The following is a 20,265-nucleotide window of genomic DNA, read 5'->3' on the forward strand; positions in this document are numbered from 1 at the left end:
TGGTGTGCACGGAGATGACTATAAAAAACGAGATGGGGTTGTTTGTGCTGGCCGTGCTTGCGGTGCTCATCGTGCTGTCCGTCTTGCTGTACAGGAGGCGACACGCGGGAAAGCCGCAGGGCGGCCTTCATCTTCAAGCTTTAGGCATTACTTTGGCGTGGATAGGTGGCGTCCTGGCCTTTGCGATGGATCGCGTAGAGCTTGGCGCCAAGGCCGTCTTTGTAGGTTTCGCGATCGGTCTCGTGGGCCTGTTCGTGCAAACACGGAGTAAGGGCGATTAGCCACTTCAGACCAACGCCGCGGTACCAACGTGAGGCAGAGCGTCACCGGCGCCTGGTGGACACTGTCAACTTCAGCTACGACGCCATGATCCTGCGGCAGCTTTACGCAAAGCACGAAGCTCGATGCGCGCCGATTCGCGGATCTGCTCCCGATCGAGTTCCGCCACGGACGGATCGAACATGCCAGCGAACACGCTGTCAAGCCAAGGGTCGCGGGTGCTGAAACACTCGACCGCGTAGTCAAGCCAACTGGCATACCCAATCGGCGGTGGCAATGGTTTCTGAATGGTGAAGAGAAGTCTCCTTTATGACGCACGCTGCGGACCTGCATGGCGTCGTGCAGCCACGGCCTGCCTGCCTCATTGCGGCCTAATGATGATTCTTGATGAATACCGAGACAGCCAGCTACCCAGGGGTCGCTGCCTCAATCGCGGCCTTCTCGAACCGAAGGGGGACGCCCTGCTCGGTTCGTGGATCGGCATTGTCGTCCAAACGCCCCAAGAGACGCCATGACTTCACTCGCTGCAATTTGTACTGAAAGGCTTTGCAGGTTGCCCCGCAAACGCTGCGCCAGAGCGTGTCACGACCAGGTGCCGGCGCCGCAAATTCAACGTGTCTGACAGGCCAACATGCAATTCTATGACGTCGACATGGCGGTTTGAATTAAGCCAACCGGCCTCCGAGAATCCCGGGGCGATTCACTGTCTTCGTTGGAAGCTTAGTTACGTGCTGCATGACGTTATCCGCGTTGTAGGCGGACCACAGGCGTTCGTCCTTGGCTTGGAAACGGGACGGCTTGCTTGCTCTGAGCCGCCACAGCCGCCCTAAAACTGCTGAGAGCATCCTTCAAATGTGGGATGCGAGGCAGTGCATCGATCGGCTTAATGAAGGAGTCGGAAAGCGACCCATGAATGCGTTCTCTGACTAGACTAGGAGACTGTTGCATGCCGCTGCCCTCTTGCCTTGGCCGAATCGCATCGTTGGCGCTCCTGTGCGCACTATGCGGGTGCACCTCATTCTCCCAGACGTACCACTTTCAGTCTGGCGGCGCGGGGGGCGAGATTCCCAACTTTTACCGCGTGAAAGTGGAGGGCAATGCGCAGACCGCGAAGGCCCGTTTCCTTGCTGGGTTCTACGATGAGCGTGCGGTCGACCTGTACTTCAACGAGATCAAGTCAACAGGAAATGGCGAACTGCGCAAGCTATTCGAGAACGACCAGAAGGCACCAGGCGAGGATTCCACAATCAAGCCTTTGACTCCTGAGCAGGGCCGGGGCACGTTCGTCATGATCTTCAGCACCAATCCCAAGGCGGTGGCGGACACGATAGGGAATTTCGCCGAATCACAGGTCGTGGCCGACGCGTTGACCAATATTCTGAACAAGCGCGAAGTTGAGGCAGCCCGCATGCTCGGCGCTCGCGGCGCGGCGGGCGACCTGTCGTCCACCGCGCTTGCTGACGAGCTCGGTGCACTTTTGCCCGCCGATGCTGGCACGCCCGCCAGTGCCACTGTACTGGAACGCGGCTACCGCCGCGCGCTTGAGGCGATCTCTCGCCAGATCGGGGGGCCGCAAAGCTTTGCCGACTTTGACGCCGCAAGGGCGTGGCTCGGCCGCACGAACTGAGACAGTGCAGGAGGGAGGACTAAATGAGTAGCAAGACAATTTGCCTTCGGCTCGCGATGCTCGTCGTGGTGGGAGCGAGTCTGGTTGGCTGCGGAAATCTCACGGTGACCATGGGGGTGCTCCGACCAGATGTCGTGCGGGCCGAACTGGACAAGGAGCTGGTGTCGCGTCTGCTGCCCACGATCGTGGCATCGACGCCGGTTTCGATCTTTGAGGACGTGGAGAGGCTGCGATCCGCGCACCGGCAAGCTTATGCGGAGTTGCGCGTGCAGTACGAAGCCTCGGCAGCCAAGCTTCCTCAGCCAGCGCAAGGGGGGCTCAGGGGAGCCGCAGCCGACCTAACGGGCGACTTCGATCGGAATACCGGAGCTTTCTATAGAGATCTGACCTCAGACCTCAGAAAGTACCGTGCAGAATTGATCGCAAGGCTGGATGGGCGGTATACAGTCACGCCAGCGGAAGGAGTCTACTTTCCTACTGTGGACATTCTTCGTGTTTGGCAAAAGCGCGTGGCACAGGCGTCGTCGGCGATTCGCGGCGACATCGCCGCCAAGGTCAAGGACGCGGCCGAGGTGATCCAGAGGGCGGCTGCAGGCGCGCTTGTCGTGCCTGACCTGCAAGGATGGATCCGTGCCGAACAGTCGAAGGTCGTTGACTACGTGGCGCAGCTTTCCATACAGAGCTCGCCAGCTGCGTATGCGGTGGCCAACGCCGACGACACTGCCTGGGCGGAACGCTACAACTATGTGCTCGCTCGGAGCCACGGCGGGGCTTCCGACGTGGCCATCAAGCTCGACCCGGCCACTGGCAACTATTTGCTTAAGGGTCTGAGTTTTGACCCATCGGATGTGGCCGCAGTGGCGTCGAAGGTCACAACGCAGGCCCTGCTGGTGTCAGCGCAGATTGCCGGCGTGCCGATCAAGCAGTCGGCGGCGCCGGCGGATGGCGTTGCGGGAAAGGCCTTAACCGTGTCGTCCGGCGCGATGGTCGACGCGCAAATAGCTTTGGAGACGCGGCGCCAGCAGGAAGATGTGCGGAAGGCAGCGCTTGTCGCCCTGGCCAACGTGATCGTCAACGAAGAGAACGACTTCAAAAGCGCGACCGACGAGACGCGCAGGGCTGCCGTTGCGGTGATCCGCAATGCCTTCGACAAGCGCGCGAGCGTGATTCGTCCCACTGCACCTTGAGAGCGTCGCTATGGCCAGCAGTAAGCATCGCACCAAGCCTGCCGGCAAGCAGGCAGCCGTAAAGCCCTCGCGCAAGAATCTTGCCGAGCAGGCACCTGCCGGAAAGAAGGCGGGGTCGAACGCGAAGTCAGCCACGGACGAGACAGCATCGACCACCGAAACCGCCAATGGCCCAGGCGGCATTGACTCGGCAACCGTCATGGTGAATGCGCATAGTCCCGGCATTGGCGACGTCGTGATGTTGAACAACTCCGACGGCACCGTCCTGGGGCCCGGCCGCCTGTGCGCGGAGCGGCCAGGTTTCGGATCGGCATGTGTGCAGTTCGGCGGTGCGATTGGCTGTATCTCGGTAACCAGGTTTCGACTAAGCGTGGCCCCTCCGGGCTCTGATGCTCCGAGTTGCGAAGGTTGCGACAACTGTTAAGACACTGGAGCGAAGCCATGAAGGAAGCCGATCGCAAGAAGCGGACGGCGGTTCTGGGTCAGGATCAGAGTCGTGACGATCCGCGACTGTCAGGATTCCTCCGCACGTCAGATGCTTGGCTGGGGCGCAAGCTGAGATCGGCAACGCGAGAACCGAAGTTCTGGTGCTAACAGAACTACATTGCGTTCCCGCTGCGTTGTATCGATCGTCGAGGGTGGCGCTCTGGCGCGCGAATCAAGTGGACTCGGTTCCGGCCGGCGATGGGGACAGGCATGCACTAGCTGGTCAACTTACATGGCGCGCAGCGCGTCAAGCAATTGCGTGACCTTTTACCGGAGCGCAGCGGTTAGACGAAGTCAACACCGGTGCGGGGGATTGTATAGGGACGGCCAAGAGTGACACGTGAGGTCGAGTCGGCCATGCTCGCTTGTTGAGTGGCGCAAAGCCTGCACAACCGAATGTTTAGTGGCGCGCTTCCCGAAGATGCGCTGGCGCATTTTCCACCGAGCGATTGAAAATCAAAGGGTTAAGTGAACGGCATCCCGCATCTTTGGTGGCGTTCCGCAGCTGTCGAAGTGCGGAACGCCACTGGTGCGGAACGACCATTCAATCAATGGTTTGGATGGACCGCGACCCTAGGAGTTCAGCGCTCTGCCACACGACAGGGGAACGGCGCTGCAATGGAAGATACCGCTACGGCACCGATAGACCATCGGGCTCCCGGTAGTGCTCGAAGGTGCGCTTGACCAGCGCACGCAACCAGCTTACCGCGGGGTCACTGTGAAATCGGGGATGCCAATGTTGGCTCAACGCGAACTGAGGCAGCTCAATCGGCGGCTTCACGATCCGCAGCGTGCCGTACTTGGAAAACGCGTTGGCAAGTTCTTTTGGAACAGTAGCGATCAGATCCGGATGACGTTCGAGTAGCAGGGGCACGACAAGAAAGTGCGGCGTGGTCAGGAAAACGTTGCGTTCCAGACCCTGCTCTTCGACGAGCCTGTCGTACGCTGTGCCAAGCTTCCCCTCAAGGGAAACAACGACCTGGGGCATCCGTTGGAACTGCTCCAAACTCAAAGTGCAGCCCACTGACATGTTGCGAGCACTGATGACCGTCACGAAGGTATTCAAGAACAGTCGTTGGCGATAAAGGCCTTCAGGTGCTGACCTGATCGAACCTAGGGCCAGGTCCACTTCCCCTGATGCAAGGAGCCCTTCGATTTGCTCGATGGGAACCTGCACGGTCCGCACCGTGCAATGCGGTGCTTCCTTCCGCAACTCTGTAAGCAGCGGGGGAAGGAACACTAACTCTCCGACATCTGTCATCGCAAAGACAAACGCCCTGCGCGAGCGCGCGGGATGGAAGCCGGCCTCGGTCAGGATGTGTTGCCTGACGGTAGCCATGATGTCGACGACGGGCTGACGCAGCAGTTCCGCTTTGCGTGTACCGACCATGCCCTGCGCCGATTTCACAAAGAGGCCGTCATCGAAGAACACCCGAAGACGGCTAAGCGAATGGCTGACGGCGCTTTGAGTCATCCCAAGCGCCTCTGCAGCGCGCGTGACGCTTTGCTCGCGCAACAAGGCGTCGAGGACCTCCAGCAGGTTGAGGTCGAGTTCTTTGAGGCTCGGATCGTTGGACGGCATAGGCCCTGAGCGTGCCGCAGCGCAGCATGAAGGGCGTTCATTCTAGGCATGAACGTCATCGCATTGCCTCATGGTTAGCGCGCACGTATCGTCCGCCGGTCACCTCCAAAGCAGATCAAATGAGACAAACGCCCGCCTTCAGCATGGCACCACAGAGGCAGAGCACCAAGCTGGCCGAAGTTCCCGTCGCCATTGGGGTCGAGACGGACTACCAGGCGCTGGAGTTCCGCTTCAAGCGGTCCCCAGATCAAGACCTTTCAATTCCCGCGCGCAGGCCGGTGGTGGTGGTTGGCGCGGGGCCGGTCGGTCTCAGTCTCGCGATCGATTTGGCGCAACGCGGCGTCCCGGTCACCTTGCTCGATGACGACTTCCGGTTGTCTGCTGGCTCGAGGGCTATTTGCTTCGCCAAGCGGACCCTCGAGATTTTCGATCGACTGGGCTGCGGCGATCAAATGGTTGGCAAGGGCGTGTCCTGGAACCTGGGTCGCGTTTTCTTCGGAGACGAGCAGATTTACCAGTTCGATCTCTTGCCAGAGGAGGGCCATGAAAGGCCAGCCTTCATCAATCTCCAACAGTACTACGTCGAGGGGTTTCTGTGCGAGCGTGCAGCGCAGCTGCCACTCGTGGACCTTCGCTGGCGGAACAAGGTGTCTGGCGTGGAGCAACGTGGTGATCACGTCATGCTCAGCATTGATACGCCCGACGGCCCTTACCAGCTGGCAGCAGACCATCTTGTGGCGTGCGACGGATCGAGGTCGACCGTCCGCCAACTGATTGGCGAGGAGAGCAAGGGAAAAGTCTTTCGCGATCGATTTCTGATCGCCGATGTGAAGATGAAGCTTGAGCAGCCCGCGGAAAGGTGGTTCTGGTTTGACCCACCGTTCCACCGCAACCAGAGCGTATTGCTGCACATGCAACCCGATGGCGTCTGGCGCATCGACTTTCAACTGGGCTGGGATGCTGACCCGATCGAGGAGAAGAAACCAGAAAACATCATTCCGCGCGTGAAGCAGATGCTGGCGCACACCTCGTTGAAGGATGCGGAGTTCGAGCTTGAGTGGGCCAGCGTCTACACCTTTGCCTGTTTGCGCATGGACAAGTTCAGGGTCGGGCGCACGATCTTCGCGGGTGACGCTGCGCATGGTGTATCGCCCTTCGGTGCTCGTGGCGCGAACTCTGGCGTGCAGGACGCTGAAAACCTGGCCTGGAAGCTTGCGGCCGTGATGCAGAACCGCGCGCCCGATGCGCTGTTGGACACGTACGCGATGGAGCGCGAGTACGCCGCGGACGAGAACATCCTCAACTCAACCCGAGCAACTGATTTCATCACCCCAAAAAGTGAGGTGAGCCGCCTCTTTCGCGATGCTGTGCTCGATCTTGCCAGGACGCACACCTTCGCCCGTTCGCTGGTCAATAGCGGACGACTCTCGACCCCGACCACGCTCGCCGAATCGCCGCTCAACACACCGGTTCAGGATGGCTCGTTTGAGCGGATGGTCCCGGGCGCGCCAGCGACCGATGCCCCGGTACGACGCTTTGACGGAGAGCATTCCTGGCTCTTGCGCGAACTCGGGCCCGACTTCACCGCACTCGTCTGTGTGGATGACACCCAAAGCGCAGACGTGGCTCGATTTCAGGAGGCCGCTCGCGCGGTGGGTCAACTTAAGGTGCTCTCGGTCGCGCGGAGTGCCGGTGTCGCCGCAGACCTGATCGATGCCGAAGGGCTGCTGGCCAAACGTTATGAGATGCAGCCAGGATCGGTCGTTTTATTGCGCCCTGATCAGCACGTATGTGCACGAGGCAATCTTTCAGAGACGAATTGGTTGGGCTCCGCGCTGCACCGCGCGCTGGCCGTGAACTGAAGGTTCCGCCCCATGCCGCTCAATACCACCCCGAACCTGACCGCACCTGACGAGTTCTACCAAGCGCTGATCGACGCACATGGCGACCTGTCACCCCCGGAGAGCAACGCCCTGAACGCGCGGCTTGTCCTGCTACTCGCAAACCACATCGGCTCGCTCGACATCTTGCGGGAGGCGCTTCGAGCCGCACGCGGCCAGGCCGAATGATTTCGATAAACCACAAGGAGACAAAATGAATCAAGTACGAATCTCTCGCCGCGGCTTGCTGCAGGCGGCACTTCTCACCGCCGCGATCCCCTCGAGCGTGTTCGCGCAGGAGAGTCGGCCGATCGAATGGGTCGTTGGCTACGCCGCAGGCGGCGGTTCGGACGTTCTCGCACGGACCGTCGGCGATGCCATGGGTAAGTCTCTTGGTCAAGCCATCGTCATCAACAACAAGCCGGGTGCGGCAACCAACATCGCTGCTGGATACGTTGCGAACTCGAAGGAGTTTGGCCACCTCCTGTTGACCGCCGATTTCGCGACGCTGGCTGTGAACCCCTGGTTGTTTTCAAAGTTGCCGTACGACCCCGCGAAAGATTTCCGTCCCGTCGGGATGCTGGCGCGATTTCCCATGTTGTTGGTAATCAGCCCGAAGGTGCCGGCAAAGAATCTTGCCGAGTTTCTGGCGTGGGCCAAAGAAAACGGACCGGTCACCTATGGCTCGGCTGGTGTCGGAAGTCCACATCACCTGACGGCCGAACTTTTCCGGGAGCGCACGGGGTTGAACTTGCAGCACGCGCCGTATCGCGGCGCCGCTCCAGCCGTACAGGACCTGATGGGAGGTCAGATCCCATTTGCCTTCATCGATACGGCCAGCGTGCAGCAATACATCACGACGGGAAAGCTTCGTGCACTGGGCGTCGCCAGCCCCGGCAGATTGGCCACGATGCCGGAAATTCCAACGCTGAGCGAGCAGGGCGTGAAGGACTTCACTGCTTACGCATGGCAAGGGTTGGTGGTACCGGCAGGTACCTCGCCCGATGTCGTGTCGAAGCTGAGCAAGGCGCTGCAGGAAGCCCTCAACTCCACGCAGGTGAAGGCTCGATTCCAGACGCTTGCGTTGGAGGGGATGCCAGGCACGCCGCAGCAGATGACCGCCTACGTCGATGCGGAGCGTGAACGTTGGGGCAAGGTCATCAAGGCCAACTCCATCAGGATCGATTGACTCGGCTCTGACCAAAAATAAACATAGGAGACAAACATGACGATGCTTCCGACTGGACATCCAGTACTCGTACCCGGAAGGATTTCCCGGGCCTGTTTCATCGCTGCGGCGGCGCTGCTCGCCGGGTGTGGTGGGGGTGGTGGTAGCGACGCGCCTTCAGGGGGAGGAGGGGAGTCGTCGACGGCCGACGTCTCACCATCCATCAGCTGCGCTTCACTGGCTGGACAAACCGTCGGGAATGTTCAGGTCACCGGGGCGGTGCCTGTAGCCGCCACAGCCGAGGTGCCTGCTTATTGCAAGGTGAACGGCACCCAAGTTGGGACGCAGCACGATATCGAAGTCCGCCTGCCCGACGTTTGGCAGCGCCGCTTTGTCCAGCAAGGCGGGGGCGGATTCGACGGCTCAATTCCTCCTGTTGGGGCGAAGAACGTGGCCCTTGCGCAGCATGCGGTCCTGACGGCCAACAATGGTGGCCACCGTGACCCCAGCGGTGCCGTCCTCCTCAACAATCAAGCCGTCGTGCAGCTGTACGCCCACACGGCAATCAATGTTGCGACCAAGTTCGGCAAGGCGATTGCTGAGAGGTACTACGCAAAGACGCCGAGCTATTCCTACTATCAGGGCTGCTCGAACGGCGGGCGAGGCGCGCTGAACGCGGCGGCGAAATATGGCTCGGAGTTCGACGCCGTCATTGCGGGGGCACCGACCCGAAATCTGACCGGCCAGATTGAGCAGTGGACACGGGCTTCTGCGCTCGCAGTACCTTCGCCGACCAAACTCACGGCAATCAATAGCGCTGCGGTGGCCAAGTGCGATGTGCTGGACGGCGCGAAGGACGGAATCGTTTCCAACTGGTCGGCATGCCAGTTCGACCCCACAACCGACGTTCCAGCGAGTGTCGGGCTGACGCCTGAGGAGGCATCTGCAGTCAAGACGCTCATGACGGACCTGCGGCTCGCTGACGGCAGGACGATCTATTCGGGCTTCGGGATCGGAAGCATGAGCCAATGGGGGCCTGCCTACGCCTCGTTGGGAGTGGGTCACATGAGGAATATCGTTCTCAACGACGCGAGCTGGGCGCCAAGCAGCTTCAGTGTGGACGCCTACTACCCCACCATTTCCGGAGTGATCGACGGCTCTTACGACTTCAGTGCGTCGGTGAGCGGTCTCTCCGACTACCTCAAGGCCGGCAAGAAGATCGTGGTTTGGCATGGTTCCGATGACTCTTTGCTGTCGCACAAGGACACCGTGCGCACCTGGGAGCCAGTCGTCTCCACTGCAGGCACGGCAGCGCAGGCCAACGCGCGGCTGTACATCGCTTCGGGCGTGAGCCATTGCGGAGGCGGGCCCGGCGCTGACACCTTCGATCTTCTAACGCCCACCATGGCTTGGGTCGAGAAGGGCGTTGACCTCGGAACGCCAACAGCGTCGAAGGTCGGCGCTTTGGGCGAGACGCTGTTTACACGTCCGCTTTGTCAGTTCTCGACGTACCCGAAGTACAACGGCGTCGGCGATCTGAACAGTGCCACCAGCTATCAGTGCAGCGCAACATGATGCGTCGGTCGTTCGCACTGGGCGCAGATGCCGGCTAACCGATGCGTAGCCGGGGAAGCGCTGAAGTCAGCGCGCTCGGCATGACTCGGTCGGAGCCGCTTCAAGCTTTCCAACCTCCGATCTCGGCTCTAAATGGAACACGAGACGCAACCTGTTTTCCGGGGTGAGGGGCTTTTCCTCCTCCCCCTTCGATCGACTCAAAGGACATTCGATGACGCCAACCAAAAAGTTCGCTAGCCAAGCCGACCTCGAAGAAAAGAAGGTCACGTTCAGCCAGATTTCGGAGCACGCGTGGGCGTACACGGCAGAAGGCGACCCCAATTCCGGGATCATCATCGGCGACGATGCTGTCCTGGTGGCTGATACCCAGGCAACGCCGGCGATGGCCGCCGACGTCATCCGCCGAATCCGTGAAGTGACGGACAAGCCTATCAAGTACGTGGTGCTCACGCACTATCACGCGGTACGGGTCCTGGGGGCGAGTGCCTACAAGCCTGAGCAGATCATCGCGAGCCAGGATACGTATGAACTGATCGTTGAACGAGGCGAGCAGGACAAGGCCAGCGAGATCGGTCGCTTTCCAAGGTTGTTCAGCAATGTCGAGACGGTCCCTCCGGGGTTGACATGGCCGACCATGACATTCACCGGGAAGATGACCTTGTGGTTTGGAAAGCTCGAAGTGCAATTGCTGCAGCTCGGCCGCGGCCATACCAAGGGTGATACCGTCGTATGGCTTCCCGGAGAAGGTGCGTTGTTGTCAGGCGACTTGGTCGAATTCGGGGCCACCCCTTATGCGGGGGACGCCTACTTCAACGACTGGCCCACCACACTAATGAACGTTGCGGCACTGAAGCCAAATGTTCTGGTACCCGGCCGTGGTGCGGCGCTCACCACGCCAGAAGAGGTGACAAAGGGACTGACTGAAACGCGCGAGTTCATTGCTGACGTCTATGCCAACGTCCAACGTGGCGTTGATGCAGGCAAGGACCTGAACGCGGTCTACAAGGAAACCTATGCCGCTCTCAAGCCAAAGTATGGTCATTGGGTGATTTTTGACCATTGCATGCCATTCGACGTGACGCGCTGCTTCGACGAGGCTACCAAGCACGTCCACCCGCGAATCTGGACTGCTGAGCGCGACGTGGAAATGTGGAGAACCCTGGAAGGATGATTTCCACAAACTGAACCGACTCAAGTCACCTTGATGGCCGCCGAGCTTGCAAGAAGTCATCTGTCCACCGAGATTGATGCCGATCAGGCTGGTTCCGATGATTCCGATTTTCCTGTGAGTTTTCTTGTTTAAGGGCTTGAAACAGCGGCCGTCTTTTGACAGCGCATCTGCGTCGATCGGGAGGCAACATACTGCCACTCACGATCAGACTGAACAGAGTCAACTCGGTGCAGTGACCTTGCGATTGCGGGCAACGATCTGTTCGTGGCTGAGAGGAGCCTTCTCCGCCATGAAGCTCTCGATCAATGCGTCGCGGTCAACCGGTGCACGCGACTTGTCGGCTGCTGCCAGCGCATGGCGGAGGTCAGACAGCGTCAGTTCGGTGCAGTAGGCCGGTGTGCCCGGCTGCTGGCGCCAGGAATTTGCAAGCTCTCCCGCATCGAGCGTGTCGAATCCGGTGTCGTTCACCAGCTCGCTCGCGATCGCCTTGGCATGCTTATCATCGCCCGCGACAGGGATCGCGATCCGGTGGACCGAACCCTTTGCAGTGCCGCCATTGGCGAGCGTTTCGGCGAGCAGCGCATTGAACGTCTTGACAACGGGCCGACCGAGTTGCTCGCTCGACCAGACGCTTTCCGGCTTGCCTTCGTCGACCTGCGCGATGTTCCCGTCACGGAAGGGATAGTAGTTGGAGGTGTCGATCACGATCACGTTGGCCGGTACGTCCGCAAAGACGCCGCCGACCTTGGGAATTTGCGCGAACGGTATCGAAAGCATGATCGTCTCGACGTCCTTGACTGCATCTTGCGCTGTGACCGGCACAGCGCCGATCCTCGCCGCTTTGTCGCGGATCTCGTCCGGTGCGCCCGAGCCGGCCAGCTTGATCGAATGCCCGGCCGCCGCCAGCTTTCGTGCGATCGTCCCGCCGATGTTTCCTGCGCCGATGATGCCGATTTTCATGTCGTTTCCTTTGGATAATGGTTGATTGAGTTCACAGTGCGAGGCGCGGATCGATGCCGTATTGGGTGGGAGCGCCCAGGTGATGACGCAACGTGGCGCCGTCGTACTCTCGATGAAAAAGCCCGCGCGCTTGAAGGATTGGCACGACGCCCTCGACGAAGGCGTCGACGCCATCCTCGTAGATGTCAGGCGACACCCAGAAGCCGTCGACTGCTCCGGCCTCGAACCATTCCTGCATGTGGTCAGCGGCATGGACAGCCGGTCCGACGATGACGGGGTGGTAATCGATCACACCGTGCGCGAGCACGTCGCGGAGCGTCCAGCCTTCGCGCGCGATCTTCAATGCCTGGACCGAGCGCGGGTCGCCCGGTGACGGCCGCGCTCCGGCCAGCTGCTCCGGCGAAAGTGGCTCGTCGAGCCGTGCAGGATCGAGACGCAGGCCGAGCATTTGTCCGAGATAGGACGCGCGCTGTGTAAATGTTCGTCCGCTCAGCGTGATCCGGCGATCGAGGCCTTCACGCCGACTGTTTGCGATCGTCGTCATCAGGCCGGCGAAGAACTTGATCTCATCCGGGTTGCGCCCTGCGCGCTCGGCCGATGCACGAAATGCGGCGCGCTGCGTACGTGCGTCGTCGATCGTGAAAGCTGCACCGATGACGCCGCTGGCGAAGCGGCCGGCGAGTTCAAGCGCATTCGGACTGCCTCCGGCGTGGAAGAGGACGGGTTGCCCCTGCTCGGAGGGAGGGATGTACAAGGGCCCACGCGAGGCCACGAACTTGCCGCTCATATTGACGGGAGCGACCTGCTCTGCGTTCGCGAATCGGCCGCTTGCCTGGTCATGCACCCAGGCATCCTTGCCCCAGCTGCCCCAAAGCGTCTGCACCAGCTGGACCGTCTCATGTGCCCTCGCATAACGATCCGCGCTGGACGGCAGGCGTCTGCCGTAGTTCGCCGCGACGTCCTCACCGCTCGATGTGACGGCGTTCCAACCAGTCCGTCCATGACTCATGACATCCAGCGCCTTGAACTGCCGCGCTAGGTTGAACGGCTCATTGAACGTGGTCGATCCCGTAGCGACAAGGCCGATTCGCTTCGTTTCTCGCGCGACGGCCGCGAGCGTGACCATGACATCCAGATTGAAGTGCGGCGGCTCGTTCGCGAGATCGCCAACATGAGTGGGACCGTCAGGCAGAAAGAGGAATTGAAGCTTCCCGCGCTCGGCCGCTTGCGCATGTCGAACCTTTGCGTCGAAGCTCGTGTAGCTTTGGGGGTCGACCGACGGGGCCCGCCAAGCGCCCGGCAAGTTTCCATAGCCGTTGCCCAGATGCATTCCGATGATCATTTGTCTGGCGGCCATAGTCGTGCTCCACGCTGGAGACAGCGTGTTCAAGCGCTGAAAGGTTACAATTCGGAGGGTGTCTCCGTTTAGTTGTGGATTATACGGAGGATCTCTCCGGTATCAAGGGGTCAAGGCTAGACATGGTTCAATCGTCGACCGCACAGGTGTCCCGAAGGGACGCACAACACAACCGCGCGCGTATCCTTGAAGTGGCGAGTCAAGCGTTTGGAGCCGACGGAATCGACGTCTCGATGGATGCCATCGCCAAGCTGGCTGGGGTCGGGCCAGGTACGCTGTATCGCCACTTTCCGAACAAAGACTCGCTGCTGGCGGCACTGCTAACTCTTCATTACGAACGCCTAGACCGACGTCGTTTGGAGATTGAAGCCCAGGCGTGCGACGCGGGCCGCACGCTTGAGCTTTGGATCGAAGCGCTTGGCGACTGGATGCAAGCCTACGATGGCCTTCCCGAGCCTTTGAAGGCGGCCTGCCAGGTCGATTCGCCATTGACGCCAGCCTGCCGTGATGTCATCGATACGACAGAGATCTTGCTGAAGGTAGCGCAAGACAAGGGATTCGCACGGCGAACGATGACAGGGCGAGACATCTTTCTTGGAGCTCTCGCGATAGCGTGGGCGGGGGGCGCGAAGGCCGCAGCGGAAAACACGCCCGATGTGCTTCGCGGTGTCCTGAGGGACGGATGGAGAGAGCCAAAGGCAGGCGGGTCTGTCCCACGTTAATCGGCCTACTCAATTGCTAACGGTCACCGGGAGCGCTTGCTGCTCATCTGCGGGTTCACATGATCCGGAATGACGGCGCCCCTGCGCCGCTCCTCGTGCTCCGGCACCGTTCAACTGGCGTGTTCCAGATTAGGCTGGGGCCTTGATTGCCGACAACATTGCGAAGATGTCTCCATAGTTGCCATTCGCCTCCGCAAAACGTAAGAACTTGGCGCGTTCAACAACGATCTCCGATGGCGTCGGCGCGCCATGCAAGAGTGAGAGCGATTCATCTAGGAAGTCTTCCAAAGGCATGGCTTGGTCGTCATTTTCTTGGCCGAACAATGTCGTACGAACGCCTGGCGGAACAATCTCAATCACGCGCACAGACGTGCCGGCCAGCTGATAGCGCAGGCTTTCGGTAAATGAATGAATAGCCGCCTTCGTGGCGCCATAGGTGATGGCGGAAGGGAAAGGGACGAATGCCAGGGACGAACTGACATTGATGATGTAGCTGTCGGCCACCTTGGCGAGTTGGGGCAAGAATGCATGCGTCATGCGAATGGTGCCCAGGAGGTTGACAGTGACGGTCTCTTCTGCAACCTCAAGGGAGCCAGCATCCCGAACATTTTCAGGCAGCATGACTCCTGCGTTGTTGATCACGACATTCAGGTTCGGAAAGCGAGAGGCGATTTGCTCGCTCGCTGCCACGATGGAGTGCGCGTCTGCGACGTCCAACTCGAGGGACTCAATGCCCGGATGATCGCTCGTGATCTGCTGGAGCATGGCCTTGCGTCGACCTGCGACGATGACCTTGTTGCCGGCTGCGTGAAAGCGCAGTGCCAGACCAAGCCCGATGCCTGAAGTGGCGCCGGTGATGAGGATGGTGTTGCCAGAGGTGTTCATATGCTTTGAAGATTCGCTCACTGTTAAACTTTAAAAGCGGACGGTTGTCCACTTACCCCTGACGTTAACGGACAATTGTCCGTTTGTCGCGGTTTGACCATATTGGGAAGAGGGCTAGTGACACAAGCAAGGAAAACGGATCGTCCAGCACGTTCTGACGCGCTACAAAACCGAGAACGCATCCTGAAGGTCGCCCTTGTCGAACTGGCGCGGTCAGCCGACGTGCCGCTGAGTGCCATCGCCAAGCAGGCTGGCGTGGGCCAAGGAACTCTTTACCGCCACTTTCCGACTCGGGAAGCGCTGGTGATGGAGGTCTATCGCTACGAGATGGGTCAAGTCGTGCACTTCGCCGAACTGCTGCTTGCGAAGTACCCACCTGATCAAGCCCTGGAGCGCTGGATGCATCGTTTGGCCGAATACGCGATGACCAAAGCAGGTTTGGCTGACGCGATTCGAACCGTCTCGAGCGTGCGAGAGTGGCCGGGGAACGGTGGCTACGCACCCGTTATCGCGGCGGCACAACTGCTGCTTGATGCGAATGAACGAGCGGGTACTCTCCGTGCAGGCATCACGACTGACGACTTTTTCCTGGCGACCGCGGGCATCTGGCAGATCGATTTCAGCACTGACTGGGAACCCAGACTTGCTTGGCTCATCAATTTCGTGATGCAGGGACTACGCGCTGGGGCGCCCGTGAACTCTGTTTCGTCGTGAGCCGCACGTGTCTAGACCGTGCGCGACCATGTTGGAAGACAACGCAGAGGTGATGAAGCGTTCATTGGCGGTAGCGATCGGAGTTCTGGTGATGGGCACGGCGACGAGCGGCCTGGTGTCGGCGCAAACAATCTTGCCTGGCTACACGAACGGTGCGCAGGCGATGCATGTCGAAGTGAGTTCGGGCCAGATCGATACCATCGGTGGCGTGATATTCGCAGGTGAAAACGGCTCGCGCGGTCCGCCAGCTCAAGATGACCGTGTTGGTGCCCCGCACGAACGACCTGAAGCCGGCTATCGTCTACTTTCCTGGCGGCCGTTTCATTTCAGCCGACTACGAGAAGTTCACCGAGATGCGCGTGGCATTGGCGCAGGCGGGTTTCGTCGTCGCCGCAGCGGAGTACCGCGTCGTGCCGGACAAGTTCCCGTCATTGGTCGAGGACGGAAAGGCGGCTGTCCGCTATCTGCGCGAACACGCGGGCGAATACGGCATCGACCCGGCACGGATCGGCGTCATCGGGGATTCGGCCGGAGGCTATGTCGCACAGATGCTCGGCATGACCAATGGCGAACGGGCCTTTGATAAAGGCGCTTTTCTCGACAAGTCCTCGGATGTGGAGGCGGCGGTAACGCTGTACGGGATCTCCGACCTGCGCAGCATCGGGGAAGGCTTCCCCGACGCAGTTCAAAAAGTCCACCAATCCCCTGCCGTGACTGAAGCCCTGCTGTTGAACGGCCCGGCGTTCGGGACATTTGTGGGAGCGTCGATCGGCAGTGATCCAGGAAAGGCGCTCGCAGCCAGTCCGCTAGGACATGTCGAAGGCAGCAAGCCCCCTTTCCTGATCATGCACGGCACCGCCGACACGCTGGTGTCTCCGATGCAGAGCGCCCACCTTTACGAAGCCCTCAAAGCGGGGCAGAACAAGGTCGACTACATCCTGGTCGAAGGTGCGGGCCACGGCGATCTCCACTGGTATCAGGCGCCTGTCATTGATCGGGTGGTGAATTGGTTCAGGCAGAGTCTTGGAGAGCCGATCAGGGGAGCAGCCAAGGCAACGAACCGCGACGCCAACTTGTAGCCCCATCGGCTGCTGTTTTCGGGAGGCGACCGGCATCCGTCGCCGCGTTGTCCACGCTGCTCGAGAACCCTCTGGCGCAGTGCGGGCGATCGAGCACTCCGTCAACTGGAACGGCCTGGATGCCAACCGCTGACTCACGAAGCTGCAACTTGCCCGGCACACAGCATCCCGCTAAGCTCCCGGTGCATTGACTGTTCGATGTGAGTCATCATCTACGCCAGTGCACCTTTGCCATTTCCATCGGCGAGCGCACGAAGGAATTCCAGGTACTTGCGCATGGAGGGAACAACCTGAACCGGGCGCATGGAATCCGCGTCGTATCGAATCAGGCGAACATGCAAGCTGTTGACGCGATAGATTTCCGTCAAGAACTCGTGCCGATCGCGTCCACCATCAAATCGTACAGACCCCAATCCACGGCCTGGGCATCGCCCTCGAGGTAGTCGTCCGGCAGGGCTGCATCGCCCGCGTCGAGATGGCTTGGTGTTGCTCGATCAGTCGACAGTCGTGCAAGCAAGCTGCAGCTTTACGGAAACTATGGCGGCGACCGAATAAACTTCGACATGGCCGCTGAAATGCTCGAACTCGAAGGCATGGCCACGGTTTCGGTGCGCATGTGTGATGACGTGGCCAGAGCCACGGCCGCGCAGTGCGACAAGCGCCGCCGCGCAAGCGCGCTGGTGTGCCGCCATGCACGACGCGATGTCAGACTCAACGCACTGGATGGCAAGCCTTGGAAACGCCGATCTCGGTGTCACGCTCGACAAGTGCGCCACGCTGGTCGAACAGGCGTTGCCCGAGATGCCCGGCACGTTGGAGGCGTGTTCAAGCGTTGCGCGCAAGCGACCGCCGAGGCATCGGGCTCCAGCTTAGGGACGTTGCTCACCGTTGCACTGATGACTGGTGCGAAGCGCTGCGCCGGTATGACATCGCTAGGCCGCGCTAGGCCGCGCTAGGCCGCACTAGGCTTGCAGATCCGTTAGCCGGGGTCGTGTAGTGCTGGTGGCGCCTGGCGCTGCTGTGCTGGGGGACGAGACGGCGCTTGATGGGCTGCAGGCCATCGCACAGGCGCTTGCGACAAAGCCGCAGGATGCTGCGCTCCTCCCGGTCGCACGTCGGGCCGCACGCGATGCTCTCGACGCCTTACGCGAGACGCCCAACCCCATAGGCCGCGCCTGCATGTTAGACGACAAGGCCATCGGCCTAGATGACCTCGGCGTAGTCGCCTTGCAGCGCATGGTGGACGCTGTCTGATCGGTCAGTACACGCAGGTTTCAAAAGTACGACTTTTTAATCCCGCTTCGCCCCCCGGAGAGCGTCCGCTCAGTAGCGCGCCTGATCACGTGAAACGACTCGTCGGCACACCGTGCCAGGAGCGGCGCCCGGTAGGTCTAACCCTTGAATGTCATTCGGTGGACATTCGCCTATGAACACGGTGCCTAAGGTCGCCGAGCCCCATCCGGATGGCGAGGGGGTCTACCTTCCAGGAGAATTAAATGAGACATGTAGTTGGCGATTTTAAAACCCCAGAATCTGGTCCCCTGGCGCCTCTGGAGCGGACCCGTCGTGCAATCCCGCCCCCCATAGTGCCGCTGCTCGTTGTACTTGCACTTGCAGGTTGTGGTGGCGGCGGAGGCGATCATCAGGAAACTGCGCCTCCGGTGACGGCCAAGAGCCGGTGCGACGCGTTTCTTGGCCGCACGTATGAAGGGGCAACTGTCACACGCGCGCAGCTCGTGCCGGCAACCGATGCCGCGCTGGAACATTGCATCGTGCGCGGCGAGATGCAGAAAGATCTGGACTTCGATGTTCGCATGCCGACGGAGTGGAACCATCGCACGGTCTTCAGAGGAGGTGGCGGCTTCGATGGCTTTCTCGACCTCCCGCAGATCAGCGATCCAGCTGTCAGCGCCTCTGGCAGCCCGAATCTTGCGAAGCTCGGTTACGCCACGATTGCAACCAACCATGGGCACAACAGCCCTGGTGCCTCGTTCGCTCTTGATGAGGACATGTTGGCCGACTATGGGAACCGAGGTGTGCCCAGGGTGCTGGCGCCTGCCAAGGCCATCCTGCGCGAGCGATACGGCACTGCGTTTCCGAGCACGAAGATCGTGTACGAGGGCTGTTCAGGGGGCGGCCGCCAAGGCTTGATTGAAGCGCAGCGCTATCCAGACCTTTTCGACGGCGTGATCTCGCGCGCGCCGGCAAACGCCTACACGCCGCAGTTTCTCCACTACCAGCAACTTGCGAAGCAGCTTGCCGAGCCCGATGCAGCCCTGAGCCCCGCGAAGGTCCAGACGATCTCGGACGCAGTGCTCGCAAAGTGCGATGCTCTCGATGGCCTAAAAGACAACATTATCGGTCGGCCCCAGGCCTGTAGTTTCGACCCCGTCGAACTCGCGTGCACGGGCGCTGAAACCGATGCTTGCTTGACCCCTGCTCAAGTGAGGTCGGCGCAGGCGTTTTACGCGCCGACTTCGGTGGCGAACGGGCGGTACACATGGCCCGGCTTTCCGCCGGGTGGTGAGGCAGTAGGCTGGGGCCCAGCAAATCTACCTTTTCTGAACAGTTTGGGTGAGGGCTACATCAAGTACATGGTCGCCCAGGATCCATCGGTAGATTGGCTACGACTTGATCCAGCAGCCTACACCAGCCGACTCGACCAACTCGTCTCCATCATCGATGCGGTCGATCCGGACCTCAGCCGCTTCAAGGCCCGCGGTGGAAAGTTGATCCTGTGGACCGGCCTCACAGACTGGTTGATCACGGCCAACAACGCCACTGGCTACTATACGAACGTCGTTCAGAAGAACGGAGGCCAAGCAGCCGCCGATGAGTTCGTCGAGTACTACACCTCGCCCGGTGTGCAGCACTGTTCAGGTGGGGCAGGTGCGGACAAGCTCGACTTGGTCGGGCCGATGTTTGAATGGTTGGAGAGGGGCACGAAGCCTTCGAGCAACGTCATTACTGCGACGCAATGGACAGTCCCTGAAGGCGCCAAGCCGGTCAACCGACCGGTGTGCCGATATCCAGCCTTCCCTCGCTATGTGGGAGGAGACCCGAACGCCGCAGCCAGTTTCGTCTGCGCGGCCTCGTAGTACTTCGGCCGAAGAGGCAGGAGAAATCTGCTTCTTCTGGCCACGGCTTGAGGAGGCTAGTAGAGCTCCAAGCCCATCGCAGTGCCCTCACCGCCGCCGATGCACAGCGTGGCCACGCCACGCTTCTGGCCGCGCGACTGCAGCGCATGCATAAGCGTGACCATGATGCGCGCGCCGCTGGCGCCGATCGGGTGGCCCAGCGCGCAGGCGCCGCCATGCACGTTGACGATGTCGTGCGCCACGCCCATCTCCTTCATCAGCGCCATCGGCACCACGGCGAAGGCCTCGTTCACCTCCCACAGGTCGACGTCCTTCACGCCCCAGCCGGTCTTGGCGAAGAGCTTCTGCACGGCGCCGACCGGTGCGGTCGAGAACCACTCGGGTTGCTGCGCGTGCGTGGCGTGGCCGACGATGCGCGCGAGCGGCTTCGCGCCGATCTTCTTGGCGTGCGATTCGGTCATCAGGACCAGCGCCGCCGCACCGTCGTTGATCGAC

19 protein-coding genes and 1 pseudogene are annotated in these 20,265 nt (G+C 60.6%); 15 read left to right on the forward strand and 5 right to left on the reverse strand.

Annotated features, from left to right (window positions below; genetic code table 11):
- Positions 1-38 precede the first annotated feature (38 nt).
- The 4 genes from QTH86_RS22550 (at position 39) to QTH86_RS22565 (ending at position 3,517) form a co-directional block, all read left to right on the forward strand.
- A complete protein-coding gene (locus QTH86_RS22550; protein ID WP_286648381.1) occupies positions 39-281 on the forward strand; it encodes a hypothetical protein in 243 nt (80 codons plus the stop codon).
- A gap of 944 nt (positions 282-1,225) precedes the next feature.
- On the forward strand, positions 1,226-1,906 hold the full coding sequence (locus tag QTH86_RS22555; RefSeq protein ID WP_286648382.1) for a hypothetical protein: 681 nt from the start codon (positions 1,226-1,228) through the stop codon (positions 1,904-1,906).
- Between the two features lie 23 nt (positions 1,907-1,929).
- Positions 1,930-3,093, forward strand: coding sequence for a hypothetical protein (locus QTH86_RS22560; protein ID WP_286648383.1), 1,164 nt, complete (start codon positions 1,930-1,932; stop codon positions 3,091-3,093).
- A 10-nt stretch (positions 3,094-3,103) separates the two neighbouring features.
- Complete coding sequence (locus tag QTH86_RS22565) at positions 3,104-3,517, forward strand: hypothetical protein (RefSeq protein ID WP_286648384.1); 414 nt, start codon at positions 3,104-3,106, stop codon at positions 3,515-3,517.
- 693 nt (positions 3,518-4,210) lie between these two features.
- On the opposite strand, the gene QTH86_RS22570 is transcribed toward QTH86_RS22565, so the two are convergent.
- Complete coding sequence (locus tag QTH86_RS22570; protein ID WP_286648385.1) at positions 4,211-5,161, reverse strand: LysR family transcriptional regulator; 951 nt, start codon at positions 5,159-5,161, stop codon at positions 4,211-4,213.
- Positions 5,162-5,280: 119 nt separating this feature from the next.
- On the opposite strand from QTH86_RS22570, the gene QTH86_RS22575 reads away from it, so the two are divergent.
- The 5 genes from QTH86_RS22575 (at position 5,281) to QTH86_RS22595 (ending at position 10,955) form a co-directional block, all read left to right on the forward strand.
- Entirely contained in the window at positions 5,281-7,023 is a 1,743-nt protein-coding gene (locus QTH86_RS22575; protein ID WP_286648386.1) for an FAD-dependent oxidoreductase, read from the forward strand.
- 12 nt (positions 7,024-7,035) lie between these two features.
- On the forward strand, positions 7,036-7,230 hold the full coding sequence (locus QTH86_RS22580; protein ID WP_286648387.1) for a DUF2783 domain-containing protein: 195 nt from the start codon (positions 7,036-7,038) through the stop codon (positions 7,228-7,230).
- Positions 7,231-7,255: 25 nt separating this feature from the next.
- Positions 7,256-8,230 carry a Bug family tripartite tricarboxylate transporter substrate binding protein gene (locus QTH86_RS22585; RefSeq protein WP_286648388.1) on the forward strand — a complete coding sequence of 325 codons (975 nt, stop codon included), beginning with the start codon at positions 7,256-7,258 and terminating at the stop codon, positions 8,228-8,230.
- Positions 8,231-8,266: 36 nt separating this feature from the next.
- Entirely contained in the window at positions 8,267-9,784 is a 1,518-nt protein-coding gene (locus QTH86_RS22590) for a tannase/feruloyl esterase family alpha/beta hydrolase (RefSeq protein WP_286648389.1), read from the forward strand.
- 211 nt (positions 9,785-9,995) lie between these two features.
- Entirely contained in the window at positions 9,996-10,955 is a 960-nt protein-coding gene (locus QTH86_RS22595; RefSeq protein WP_286648390.1) for an MBL fold metallo-hydrolase, read from the forward strand.
- Positions 10,956-11,174: 219 nt separating this feature from the next.
- On the opposite strand, the gene QTH86_RS22600 is transcribed toward QTH86_RS22595, so the two are convergent.
- On the reverse strand, positions 11,175-11,915 hold the full coding sequence (locus tag QTH86_RS22600; RefSeq protein ID WP_444814034.1) for an NADPH-dependent F420 reductase: 741 nt from the start codon (positions 11,913-11,915) through the stop codon (positions 11,175-11,177).
- Positions 11,916-11,946: 31 nt separating this feature from the next.
- Complete coding sequence (locus QTH86_RS22605; protein WP_286648391.1) at positions 11,947-13,272, reverse strand: NtaA/DmoA family FMN-dependent monooxygenase; 1,326 nt, start codon at positions 13,270-13,272, stop codon at positions 11,947-11,949.
- A 122-nt stretch (positions 13,273-13,394) separates the two neighbouring features.
- On the opposite strand from QTH86_RS22605, the gene QTH86_RS22610 reads away from it, so the two are divergent.
- Complete coding sequence (locus tag QTH86_RS22610) at positions 13,395-13,994, forward strand: TetR/AcrR family transcriptional regulator (RefSeq protein WP_286648392.1); 600 nt, start codon at positions 13,395-13,397, stop codon at positions 13,992-13,994.
- Between the two features lie 129 nt (positions 13,995-14,123).
- Here the strand turns inward: QTH86_RS22610 and QTH86_RS22615 are convergent, their stop codons facing one another.
- Positions 14,124-14,879, reverse strand: a complete 756-nt coding sequence (locus tag QTH86_RS22615; RefSeq protein WP_286648393.1) for an SDR family oxidoreductase — start codon at positions 14,877-14,879, stop codon at positions 14,124-14,126.
- Between the two features lie 117 nt (positions 14,880-14,996).
- On the opposite strand from QTH86_RS22615, the gene QTH86_RS22620 reads away from it, so the two are divergent.
- The 5 genes from QTH86_RS22620 (at position 14,997) to QTH86_RS22635 (ending at position 19,770) form a co-directional block, all read left to right on the forward strand.
- Complete coding sequence (locus QTH86_RS22620) at positions 14,997-15,593, forward strand: TetR/AcrR family transcriptional regulator (protein WP_286648394.1); 597 nt, start codon at positions 14,997-14,999, stop codon at positions 15,591-15,593.
- Positions 15,594-15,814: 221 nt separating this feature from the next.
- Positions 15,815-16,672 carry an alpha/beta hydrolase gene (locus QTH86_RS22625; RefSeq protein WP_286648395.1) on the forward strand — a complete coding sequence of 286 codons (858 nt, stop codon included), beginning with the start codon at positions 15,815-15,817 and terminating at the stop codon, positions 16,670-16,672.
- Between the two features lie 518 nt (positions 16,673-17,190).
- On the forward strand, positions 17,191-17,628 hold the full coding sequence (locus tag QTH86_RS22630) for a dihydroxyacetone kinase subunit DhaK (RefSeq protein ID WP_286648422.1): 438 nt from the start codon (positions 17,191-17,193) through the stop codon (positions 17,626-17,628).
- Between the two features lie 40 nt (positions 17,629-17,668).
- A complete protein-coding gene (locus tag QTH86_RS27075) occupies positions 17,669-17,926 on the forward strand; it encodes a DAK2 domain-containing protein (protein ID WP_353505994.1) in 258 nt (85 codons plus the stop codon).
- 407 nt (positions 17,927-18,333) lie between these two features.
- Positions 18,334-19,770: a tannase/feruloyl esterase family alpha/beta hydrolase gene (locus QTH86_RS22635; protein ID WP_286648397.1), complete on the forward strand. Its 1,437-nt coding sequence runs from the start codon at positions 18,334-18,336 to the stop codon at positions 19,768-19,770.
- A 56-nt stretch (positions 19,771-19,826) separates the two neighbouring features.
- Here the strand turns inward: QTH86_RS22635 and QTH86_RS22640 are convergent.
- A pseudogene (locus QTH86_RS22640) lies at positions 19,827-20,265 on the reverse strand (acetyl-CoA C-acetyltransferase); the annotation flags it as partial.

Source organism: Variovorax sp. J2L1-78 (assembly GCF_030317205.1).
Lineage (GTDB): Bacteria > Pseudomonadota > Gammaproteobacteria > Burkholderiales > Burkholderiaceae_C > Variovorax > Variovorax arabinosiphilus.

Coding starts and splice junctions, on each gene's coding strand:
- QTH86_RS22555 (WP_286648382.1), top strand. CDS start 1,226: ATGCCGCTGCCCTCTTGCCTTGGCCGAATCGCATCGTTGGCGCTCCTG.
- QTH86_RS22560 (WP_286648383.1), top strand. CDS start 1,930: ATGAGTAGCAAGACAATTTGCCTTCGGCTCGCGATGCTCGTCGTGGTG.
- QTH86_RS22565 (WP_286648384.1), top strand. CDS start 3,104: ATGGCCAGCAGTAAGCATCGCACCAAGCCTGCCGGCAAGCAGGCAGCC.
- QTH86_RS22570 (WP_286648385.1), bottom strand. CDS start 5,161: ATGCCGTCCAACGATCCGAGCCTCAAAGAACTCGACCTCAACCTGCTG.
- QTH86_RS22575 (WP_286648386.1), top strand. CDS start 5,281: ATGAGACAAACGCCCGCCTTCAGCATGGCACCACAGAGGCAGAGCACC.
- QTH86_RS22580 (WP_286648387.1), top strand. CDS start 7,036: ATGCCGCTCAATACCACCCCGAACCTGACCGCACCTGACGAGTTCTAC.
- QTH86_RS22585 (WP_286648388.1), top strand. CDS start 7,256: ATGAATCAAGTACGAATCTCTCGCCGCGGCTTGCTGCAGGCGGCACTT.
- QTH86_RS22590 (WP_286648389.1), top strand. CDS start 8,267: ATGACGATGCTTCCGACTGGACATCCAGTACTCGTACCCGGAAGGATT.
- QTH86_RS22595 (WP_286648390.1), top strand. CDS start 9,996: ATGACGCCAACCAAAAAGTTCGCTAGCCAAGCCGACCTCGAAGAAAAG.
- QTH86_RS22600 (WP_444814034.1), bottom strand. CDS start 11,915: ATGAAAATCGGCATCATCGGCGCAGGAAACATCGGCGGGACGATCGCA.
- QTH86_RS22605 (WP_286648391.1), bottom strand. CDS start 13,272: ATGGCCGCCAGACAAATGATCATCGGAATGCATCTGGGCAACGGCTAT.
- QTH86_RS22610 (WP_286648392.1), top strand. CDS start 13,395: ATGGTTCAATCGTCGACCGCACAGGTGTCCCGAAGGGACGCACAACAC.
- QTH86_RS22615 (WP_286648393.1), bottom strand. CDS start 14,879: ATGAACACCTCTGGCAACACCATCCTCATCACCGGCGCCACTTCAGGC.